This window comes from Micromonospora sediminimaris, from assembly GCF_016863575.1.
Taxonomy (GTDB): Bacteria; Actinomycetota; Actinomycetes; order Mycobacteriales; family Micromonosporaceae; genus Micromonospora; species Micromonospora sediminimaris.
The window spans coordinates 125,960-136,187 of record NZ_BOPD01000022.1 but is presented as its reverse complement, the minus strand read 5'-3'; the positions used below and the strand labels follow the sequence as shown (position 1 = coordinate 136,187).

Below are 10,228 nucleotides of genomic sequence, written 5' to 3'. Positions count from 1 at the left end.
CGTGTCCGTGTGGGAGATGTGGGGGCCGCTGTTGTACGGCGGCTGCCTGGTGATCGTGCCGCGAGAGACCGCCCAGGACCCCCAAGCCCTCTGGGACCTGCTGGAACGGGAGCGGGTCACGGTGCTGTGCCAGACGCCCACCGCGCTCAACCAGCTCATCGCCGAGGACGCCACCCGCGACCGTCGGCTGCCGTTGCGCTACGTCATCAGCGCAGGTGAGGCGCTGCACTTCGCCGACCTGCGGCCGTGGGTGGCCCGGTACGGCGACGAGCAACCACAACTGATCAACATGTACGGTCCGACCGAGACCACCGTCTACGCCAGCTACCGGCGGGTGCGGCGGGAGGACCTGGATCAGGGGCGGTCGCTGATCGGGGTGCCGCTGGCGGACCTGCGGTTCACCCTCGTCGACGCCGACCTCAACGAGGTGCCGGCCGGCCAGCCGGGCGAGATCGTCATCACCGGTCCCGCGCTGAGCAGCGGATATCTCGGCAGCCCGAGACTGAATCGGGCGCGTTTCGTGAGCCTGCCGGCGACGGGGGAGCGCGGCTACCGCTCGGGCGACCAGGCCGTGCTGATGGAGACCGGCGAGTACGAGTACCGGGGCCGGCAGGACGACCAGGTCAAGATCCGCGGATTCCGGATCGAACTCGGCGAGGTGGAAACCGCCCTGCGCGCTCTCGGCTCGGTCTCCGCGGTCGCCGTTGTCGCCCGTGACCTACCACAACGCGGCACCGCGCTGGTGGCCTACCTGGTGCCGAGCCAGCCAGGACTTACCGCCGTCGCCCTGCGGCGTGCGCTGGCCGCGTCGCTGCCGGCGTACATGATCCCGAGTGTCTTCGTCACCCTGGACGCCCTCCCGCTCAACCAGAACGACAAGGTGGACCGGCGGGCGCTGCCGGATCCCGCCCAAGCGACGCTCCTACCCGACACCGAGCACGGCCCGGCGCCGATCGCCGCGCCGGTGTCGACCGCGTCGAGCGGTGACGTCGACGAGGACCGGGTGGCACAGGTGGTGGCCGACCTGCTCGGCATCGAGCGGGTCGATCCGCAGACCAGCTTCTTCGAGTTCGGCGGTCACTCCATCCTCGCCATCCGGCTGGTCGCCCGGATCGGGAGCGAGTTCGGCGTCGACATACCGCTGCGTCTCTTCCTGCGCGACCCGACCGTACGCGGGCTCACCCAACTCGTCCGGCGCGGCGGCGCCGACGGGCGTACCTCGGGCGGTGGCGGCATTCCGCTGTACCGCGTGCCACCGGGCGAGCCGGTGCCGGTGACCGACCCCCAGGGACGGTTGTACTACCTGGCCCAGCTGCAGCGGGACAGCGCCGCGTACAACCTGCACCAGACCGCCCTGATCGAGGGTGAGCTGGATGTCGACGCGCTGGAACGGGCCTTCCGGGCCATCGTCGACCGGCATGCCGCCCTCCGCACGGTCCTGCGCCTGACCGACAGCGGCATCGTGCAGGTCGTCCGTCCCGCCGGCCAGTTCCGGATGGCGGTCGAGACGGCGGAGGTGCCGCCTGGCGTGGACCTGAAGGCAGTGGCCGAGCGGTTGTCCGAGCAGGAACTACGCCGTCCGTTCGACCTGGAACACGACGACATGCTGCGGGTACGCCTGATCAGGCTGATGCCCCACACGCACGCACTGCTGATCAGCATGCACCACGTCGCCTCCGACGGCTGGTCGATCGGCATCCTCGCCCGCGAGGTCGGCCATCTGTACCGCGCCTTCCACCAGGACCTCGCAGCCGATCAGGCCGAGCTACCGCCGTTGCCGGCGACCTACGCCGACTACTCCTACAGCGTGACGCGCTGGGCCGACAGCCCGCAGGCGACTCGTGACCTCGGCTACTGGGAGGAACGTCTGCGGGATCTGCCACTCGTGCACGGCCTTCCACTCGACCGGCCCCGCCCCATCGAGGCGACCCATGCGGGTGAGAGCATCATCCAGCGGCTCGACCCGCGGCTCACCGAGGCGGTACGAGCGCTGGCCCGAACCTCTGGGGGGACCCCGTTCGTGCTGCTGCACGCGGTCTTCGCGATGCTGCTGGCGAAGCGGTCGGGCAGCGGTGACGTGGTCGTCGGTACTCCGGTCGCCAACCGGAACGGCACCGAACTCGACGGACTCATCGGAATGTTCGTCAACACCCTGGTACGCCGGACCCGGGTGGACGACGCCCCCACGTTCCTGAGCTACATGCAGCACGTCCGGGAGGAGGCACTGCTCGACCTCGACCATCAGCATGTGCCGCTGGACATGGTGGTGAACCGGCTCAATCCGGCCCGCTCGACCGCCCACTCACCGCTTTTCCAGATCATGTTCGCCTACCAGGACGACCAACGCGGCGGCATCGAGCTGGACGGACTTGCTGTCGACCTGCTTCCGTCACCGAGTCAGGACACCCAGGCGGAGCTGATGCTCGATGTTTTCGACATCGGCCGGAACCTCGAACTGCGCTGGCACTTCAACCCCGACCTGTTCGACCGACCGACCATCCAGTCCTGCGCCGACGAGTACGTCGACCTGCTGCGACGTGCCCTGGCGGAGCCGCAGTCCAGCGTGGCGGCCCTGCTTGGCCGGGAAACACGCGGCACCCGGCGGCTGCTGGCGCTGCGTCGGCGGCCCGAGGGCGCCACGCCGATCTTCGCGCTTCCCGGGGTGCTCGGTCTTGGTACCTCCTTCGCCCAGCTGAGCGCCATGTTCGACAATCGTTCGTTCTTCGCGGTGTCGACCAGAGAGCTGTTCCAGGAGAGGGGCGACGGCACCGTCACCGCGCTGGCCAGCAGATGCGCCGAGGTGATCGCCGCGGCGGCGGGCACCGGACCTGTCGATCTCGTGGGCCACTCCTTCGGCGGCGCGCTCGGCCTCTACGTCGCGCACGAGCTGCGGGCCCGAGACGTTCCGGTCACCCGCCTGGTGGCGCTGGATTCGGTGGACCCGGAAGCGGTGGGGCGTCGCCTGGGGACCAGCCGCGTCGAGCAGTTCGTCTCGTTCCTGGCGATCCTGGCGGAGATGTTCCCGGTGGTGCGCGAGCACGCCCCCTCGGACCTGCCGAGCCTGCTGCGAACCACGCCCGAGGAGCAGATTCTCGCCGAGGTCCAGGAGCTGATCGGGGCGGACGCGCCAGAACTGCTCAACGGTGACCTCACCGAGGTGTTCGACGCGTTCAGCGGGATGTCGTCGTTGCGCTGGCCGCCGGTCACGGTCCCGCCGGACCTTTCGATCATGCTGATCGAGGCCGCGCAGACTCGCCATGACCAGGGCGAACAGCCGAGATCGGGTTGGCAGCGGATCGCCGGGGAGACGTTGACGTACGCCTCGGTCGCGGCCGGACACGAGGCGATGCTCTACCGTCCGCACGTCACCGAGGTGGCCGAGCTGATGCGCCGCTTCCTCGGTCAGCGCGGGCCCGTCGCCACGGACGGGGCAGGGTCGGCCTCCCGATGACGACGACAACCCGCCCCATGATGTTGGCCCGACTACTGATCGCCGGGGCCGGGATCATGAGTCTGGCGAACTCGGTGGCGATCCCCTTCCTCGCGATCTTCCTCCATCGGGAGCTGGGACTCACCCCGACCACGATCGGCTTCATCATCGGGTCGTCGGTCTTCTTCTCGATCTTCGCCGGCTTCGTCGGTGGCTCACTCTCCGACGCGCTGGGCCGCACCAGGCTGCTGCTGCTCGCGTTGTCCGGGGTCATCGCCTCCTTCGTGGCCTTTTACTTCAGCAACGGGGTGCTGGCGGTCTTCTTCATCAACGCCGCCCTGGCCCTCAGCAGCAGCACCTTCAACCCGGTGGCGAAGGCGCTGCTGAGTGATCTGCTGCCGGCGGAGGACCGGCTGAGATGGTTCTCGTACCAGTACATGGCGGTCAACGTCGGGTTCGCCGTGGGGCCGTTGCTGGGCGCGTACGCCGGCCTCTCCGGCGGCCGGGTGGCCTTCTTGGTCGGCGCGGCGGTCTACGCGGTCTATCTCTGCCTGTTCGGGCTGACGCTGCTGTTCCTGCCACCGATGACACCTGCGGTGCTGGAGCAGGAGCCCAGCACCGGCTTCCGAACCCACCTCGAAGGGCTGCGGGACAGCTTCCGGGTGGTCGTCCGGGACTTCCGGTTGCTTTGCTTCATCGCCGCGGGTCTGCTGCTGGAGGCGGTACACAGCAAGATCTCGGCGCTGCTGGCGCAGCATCTCTCCGCCGGATTCGCCGACGGCACGAAGATCCTCGGCTACGTGCTGACCACAAACGCCGTCACCGTGGTCGTCGTCCAACTCTTCGTCTCGCGGTACGCGCGCAAGCGTGACCCGGTGCGGTCGATCGTCATCGGCGGGGTGCTCCTCGTCGCGGGCATGGTGGGCTTCGCCTTCGCCGGTCCGGGTTGGCAGTTCGTGGCGGCAATGGTGATCTTCACGATCGGGGAGACCTTCATCATCCCGGCTGAGTTCGCCGTCATCGACCGGATCGCACCCCCGGACCGGCGGGGCAGCTACTTCGGGGCACAGACCTTCGCGCAGCTCGGTGGCTTCATCGGACCCTTCACGGGTGGACTGATCCTGGCGCACTACGGCGGCACGGCGATGTTCCTCGGGGTGAGCGTCTTCGCGGTGATCAGTGTCCTGATCTACCTCCTGGTGGGACGTAACCTGCCCGGTCTTCAGATGGGCAAGGCCACCCCTCGGGCTCGGACGGCGGTCGGCGATGGCGCGACGTGACCGGGTACGCGACGGGGCGCTGCGGCTGCTGCGCACGCCGGCCGTGCGGGCACACGCCGATCGTGGCTCGGTGCGGCTGAGCGGCCTGACCGACCGGGCCATGGTGCGCCGCGACGACCGTGGGGTGCCGTGGATCATCGCCCACGACGAGCGCGACCTCTACTTCGCCAGCGGCTTCGCGCAGGCCAGCGACCGGCTGTGGCAGATGGACGTGCTCCGGCGACGAGCCCGCGGCCGACTGGCGGAGGTGCTGGGCGAGACGGTCGTGCCCGAGGACGTACGGGCCCGCAGGCTCGCTCTGGAACGGGTGGCCCGCCAGTCGCTGGAACTGGTGGACCGTGCGTCGTACGCCTGCCTGGTGGCCTTCAGCGACGGCGTCAACGCGGCGATCCGCCGGCTCCGGCGGCGGGTCGGTCTGCCGGTGGAGTTTCTGCTGCTCCGCTACCGACCCGAACCCTGGACACCGCTCGACTCCGTGCTCATCGTCAAGCACCTGGGGTTCGACCTCGGCACCAACCTCCGGCAGGAGGTCTTCCGCATGCGACTCGCGGCGGAGCGGCCCCGCTACGCGACCTCCTTCTCCGCGCCGCGCTACCCGATCGACGGCGCGGTGACCATCAGGCGTCCGGGGCAGGGCGTCGACAAGCGCCTCGGCCGCCCGGGAGCGTCCGAGTCCGCCCCGGTCGTCGAGTTGCCCGAGCAGTCCCGTGCCTGGCTGCGGGGGCTGCTGGACGGGGAGACGTCCCCCGGATCCAACGCCTGGGCGATCTCGGGACGACTGACCCGCTCGGGCGCGCCCCTGCTGGCCAACGATCCGCATGTGCTGTTCACCCAACCGAGCATCTGGTACCAGATGGGTCTGCTGCTGCCGGCGGAGCGGGCGAAGGCGTACGGCATCACCGTCCCTGGACTGCCCGGACTCATCGCCGGCAGCAACAGCCGGCTGGCCTGGGGCATCACCAACGCCACTGTCGACACCCAGGATCTCTGCCTGCTCGACGGCCCGGCAGCGCGGCCGACCTGGCGGCAGGAGAGCGTCATCTCGGTCCGGGGCGGCGCGGACGTCGCGGTCCGGGCCGCGGGCGGGCAGCGGCACGTCGAGTTCGACGCGCCGGGTCCGGACGGCGCCGCTCGGCTCGGCCTCTTCTGGAGCGGCTTCGTGCCCTCCACCGAGATCGTCGGTTGTATGCGGATGTGGCGGGCGGAGACCTATCCCCGCTTCCGGGCGGCCCTGCGGGACTTCGGCGTGCCGGTGCTCAACGTGGTGGTGGCCACCGCCGACGACGTCATAGCGCTCAAGACCGCCGGGAACGTGCCGCGGCGACGGCCGGGCAGCGGGCTTGCCCCAGCATCGTTCGGCGACGTCGCCGAGTCGTGGCAGGATCTGCTCTCCTTCGACGAGCTGCCGGAGACGGTCAACCCCGCCGAGGGCTACCTCATCTCCGCGAACCACAAACTGGTGCCGGACGACGCGAAAGTCCACGTCGGCGTCGACTGGGTCGCCCCGTACCGGGCCGAACGCATCGAGCAGCTGATCCGCGACGGGTCGATCTCGGCTGAGGAGTGCGCGCGCTGGCAGAACGACCTGGCTGACGGACGGGCGGCCCGGGTGCTGCCGGTGCTGCTGGACGCGCTGGCTGCCCGCCCGCCCACGGATCCGCTCGCACGGACCGGGCACCGCCTGCTCAGCGAGTGGGACGGCCACGCCCGAGGCGATCAGCCGGCGCCACTTGTCTTTCTCCGGCTGCTACAGGCCCTGGTGGACCGATGGGTGACCGAACCACTGGGTGCGGATCTGGCCACCAGCATGCCGGATCTGACCCTGCAAGTCGACCATCTCATTCTCGACCCGGAGGCCCGACGGCAACTCGGCGAGACCGAGCCACTTCCGGTCGTCGTCGCCGAAGCGCTGGAGACGGCGATCGCGAGAATCGTCACCGCACACGGCACGGACCCGGCAGGTTGGCGTTACGACGCGGTGCACCGTGTCAATGACAGGCATCCGATCGCCAAGGCGCTTCCCGGGCTGCGCGGACTCTTCGGCGGCGACGAGACCCCGGTCGGAGGCAGCGGCCACTCGGTCTGCCTCATGACCCCGGATCGCAGCGGCGCCGCGATCGAGGGAGCACCCTGGCGCTTCGTGGCCGAGGTCGACCCCGCCGGGCCGGTGCTGCGGGACGTCCTGCGCCACGGCAGCTCGGGACTGCCCGGCTCCGTGCACTACGACGACCAGACGCCGGTCCATGCCCGGGGGCAGACCTACCTGGTTCCGCTCGCCGGGCCGCAGGGCGCGGCAGACCGGACGCTCACGCTGCTGCGGTCACGCCCGGCGACAGGTTGACCGACCGTACCGCACCGCGGGATCGACAAGCGCCACCAACGGGCCGGCCGACCGGCCGGGGACGGTACCCTGCGCCTACCGGGGGCGGCCCCGGCCCGGCCGGAGAGGATCGCGCAGCTCGTGGATGACATCGTTTCGCTGGTCCGGCCCGAGATCTACGCGATGCGGCCCTACAGTTCGGCGCGCGTCGAGGCGGAGCAGGTCGCCCGGGTCCACCTCGACGCGAACGAGAACCCCTACCCGCCGTACCCGGGCGGGCCCGAGCAGGAGGGCCTCAACCGGTACCCGGAACCGCAGCCGCCGTCGCTGCTGAGCCGCTTCACCGAGATCTACGGCCTGCCGGTGGAGCAGCTCTTCCTGTCGCGCGGCGCGGACGAGTCCATCGACCTGTTGGTCCGCGCGTTCTGTGCGGCCGGCCGGGACGGCATCCTGATCACACCGCCGACCTTCGTCATGTACGAGACGGCTGCGGCCATCCAGGGTGCGTCGGTGTGCCGGGTGCCCCTCGTGCCCGGGGTGTACCAGCTCGACACCGACGCGATGCTGGCGGCCTGCGACGCCGATCCCGGGATCAAGCTCGTCTTCGTCTGCTCACCCAACAACCCGACCGCCAACCTGATGGACCGGGCGTCTGTGCTGTGGCTTGCCGAGCGGCTACGCGGCCGGGCGATGGTGGTGGTCGACGAGCTCTACCTCGATTACTCGGGACAGCCGTCACTCGCGGGCGACATCGTCGGCCATCCCAATCTCGTCGTCGTGCGCTCGCTGTCCAAGGAGTACAGCCTCGCCGGTGAGCGCTGCGGCATCACCCTCGCCCACCCGGAGGTCGTCGGGGTCCTCCGTCGCATCATGCCGCCGTACCCGCTCACCGTCACGGCGATCCGCGCGATCGGCGCGGCGATCTCACCCGCGGGCATCGCGCACGGTCGGCGCAACATCGAGCGCATCGTCGCCGAGCGGGACCGGGTGCGCAACGCCCTGGCGCAGCTGCCGGCGGTGATCGAGGTGTTCCCGTCGGACGCGAACTTCCTGCTGCTGCGTACCGAGGATCCGCAGCGGCTGTGCGGCGCCCTGGCCGCGCAGGGAATCCGGCTGCGGGACCGCAGCAGCGCGATCGACGGTGGCGTCCGGCTGTCGATCGGCACTCCCGAGGAGAACGACGAGCTGCTCCAGGCTCTCAAGCTGCACGGCTGAGCCGTTCCCGTCGGCCCGGTCGCGGCGTGGAACCGGCCGGCGCGCGGCCGGGTAGCGTGCGGGCGTGACCGCGACAGGAGCGGTCACGCCCGCACCGGCCGGGCTCAGGCTGCGGTGGGTTGCCGCAGCGCCTGCCAGGCGCCGTAGCCGCCGAGCAGGTCGGCGACGTCGGTACGGCCGGCCTCGCGCAGCAGGCTGGCCGCGACCGAGGAGCGGTAGCCACCGGCGCAGTGCACGACGACGGGCCGGTCGTCGGGCACCTCGTCGAGTCGCCGGGGCAGTTCGGCCAGCGGGATGTGCAGCGATCCGGCGATGGCGCCCTGCTCGCGCTCGCCGGCGTTGCGCACGTCGAGCACGCGCGGCGGCTCGGTCCGGTCGAGGGACTCGCGCAGCTCGGTGGCGGTGACCCGGCTGGCCGGGGTCAGCTCGGCGACCATCTCGCGGAACGCGTCCTCGGGATCGCGCAGGTAGCCGGCGACATGGTCGAAGCCGATCCGGGCGAGGCGGGTCACGATCTCCTCCTCGCGGCCCTGGTGGGCGACGACGAGGATGGTGCGCTCGGGCGCGACGACGCTACCCGCGGTCTCGGCGAAGCGGCCGTCGGCGGGGATGTTGATCGCGCCACGGAGGTGCCCGGCGGCGTACTCGTGCGGGTCGCGGGTGTCGACGACGATGGCGCCGTCGGCCCGGGCGGCGAGGAACTCGGCGGGGGTGAGCGGCCGGGCGGCGCGGGCGTGGTCGAACAGCTCGCGGGCCTTGCGGTTGAGCACCGCGTCGAAGGCGAAGTATCCGGGTGCCGCCGGCTGACCGCCGGTGACCAGCGCGACGAACTGGTCCTCGCTCATCGGCGCGCAGGCGTAGTTGGTGCGGCGTTGCTCGCCGATGGTGGACTGCCGCTCGGTCGACAGGTTCTTGCCGCAGGCCGAGCCCGCGCCGTGGGCCGGGAAGACCCGCACCGCATCGGGCAGGGCCATCAGCTTGCGGTGCACGCTGTGGTAGAGCATGCTGCCCAGCTCGTCGGCGGTGACGCCGAGCGAGGCGAGCAGGTCGGGCCGGCCCACGTCGCCGATGAACAGCGCGTCGCCGGTCAGCACGCCGTACGGCACGGTGTCCTCGGCGTGCTCGTACACCAGCACGCTCACCGACTCCGGGGTGTGGCCGGGCGTTTCCATGATCTGCAGAGTGACCTCGCCGAGGCTGATCCGGTCGCCGTCGGTCAGCTTGCGGATCGGGTACTCGGTCTCGGCGCGTCGGCCGTACCCGATCCAGGCGCCGGTCGCCGCCGCCACCTCCAGATGCCCGGCGAGGAAATCGGCGTGGAAATGGGTGTTGATCACGCCCTCGATGGTCAGCCCCCGGGCCCGGGAGTCGGTGAGGTACTCCTCGATGTCGCGGCGCGGGTCGACCAGAACCGCCCGACCGGTGGTGTCGTCGGCGATCAGGTACGACGCCTGGGAGAGGCAGTCCAGGTAGTACTGGGTGAACAGCATGGTCAAACTCCTTTATGACGAGAACGGTCGACGGGACTTCCCCACATACCCCTGGGGGTATGCGATGGGCACAGTGCTACGGTCCGGTCTTCGGCGGGGTCACCTCCGCGACGAGTTCGGGTGCCCAGCACCGGTGGCCGCAGCGGCCGGCGTGCACGGCCAGGATGCGGGTGCCCGGCAGCCGGGTGGCCAACCGGGACAGGCCGGCGCGCAGTTGACGATGATGCTCGGCCACGCTCACCGGGTTTCCCGCGCAGTCCGAGTGCGCGGCGACGACCAGGGTCGCGCTGCCGTGTGCCCGCTGGGAGACCCGCACCTTTTCCAGCAGAGTGTCCAGTCGGGACCCACCCGTCGTGGCCAGCAGCGCCTCCGGCCCGGGCTCGGTGATGGTGTCGAGGTACTCGACGTCGAGATGCCGTCTCACCCACTCGTCGAGGGGACGCTGGATGCGGCCGTCGATGCAGCTCAGCAACGTGGCGAACCGGTCGGGCAC

General features: G+C 70.6%; 6 protein-coding genes. 4 read left to right on the top strand and 2 right to left on the bottom strand.

The window, feature by feature from the left end; genetic code table 11:
- The 4 genes from Vse01_RS18800 to hisC all read left to right on the top strand — a co-directional run.
- The coding region (locus Vse01_RS18800) for an alpha/beta fold hydrolase (RefSeq protein ID WP_204019256.1) at window positions 1-3,451 on the top strand (3,451 nt) is incomplete at its 5' end.
- Window positions 3,448-4,710 carry an MFS transporter gene (locus Vse01_RS18795; protein WP_198413237.1) on the top strand — a complete coding sequence of 421 codons (1,263 nt, stop codon included), beginning with the start codon at window positions 3,448-3,450 and terminating at the stop codon, window positions 4,708-4,710. The genes Vse01_RS18800 and Vse01_RS18795, both read left to right, overlap by 4 nt.
- Window positions 4,697-7,051, top strand: coding sequence for a penicillin acylase family protein (locus Vse01_RS18790; protein ID WP_093408906.1), 2,355 nt, complete (start codon window positions 4,697-4,699; stop codon window positions 7,049-7,051). The genes Vse01_RS18795 and Vse01_RS18790 overlap by 14 nt, the downstream gene beginning before the upstream one ends.
- A gap of 120 nt (window positions 7,052-7,171) precedes the next feature.
- Window positions 7,172-8,245 (top strand): histidinol-phosphate transaminase, encoded by a 1,074-nt coding sequence (gene hisC, locus Vse01_RS18785; protein ID WP_093408904.1) that lies wholly within the window; start codon window positions 7,172-7,174, stop codon window positions 8,243-8,245.
- Between the two features lie 104 nt (window positions 8,246-8,349).
- On the opposite strand, the gene Vse01_RS18780 is transcribed toward hisC, so the two are convergent.
- Window positions 8,350-9,735: an MBL fold metallo-hydrolase gene (locus tag Vse01_RS18780; protein ID WP_093408901.1), complete on the bottom strand. Its 1,386-nt coding sequence runs from the start codon at window positions 9,733-9,735 to the stop codon at window positions 8,350-8,352.
- A gap of 76 nt (window positions 9,736-9,811) precedes the next feature.
- On the bottom strand, window positions 9,812-10,228 hold the full coding sequence (locus Vse01_RS18775; RefSeq protein ID WP_093408899.1) for a carbonic anhydrase: 417 nt from the start codon (window positions 10,226-10,228) through the stop codon (window positions 9,812-9,814).

What these genes read in the sequence shown, in the direction of transcription:
- Vse01_RS18780 (WP_093408901.1), bottom strand. Translation starts at nt 9,735, where the DNA reads ATGCTGTTCACCCAGTACTACCTGGACTGCCTCTCCCAGGCGTCGTAC.
- Vse01_RS18795 (WP_198413237.1), top strand. Translation starts at nt 3,448, where the DNA reads ATGACGACGACAACCCGCCCCATGATGTTGGCCCGACTACTGATCGCC.
- Vse01_RS18790 (WP_093408906.1), top strand. Translation starts at nt 4,697, where the DNA reads ATGGCGCGACGTGACCGGGTACGCGACGGGGCGCTGCGGCTGCTGCGC.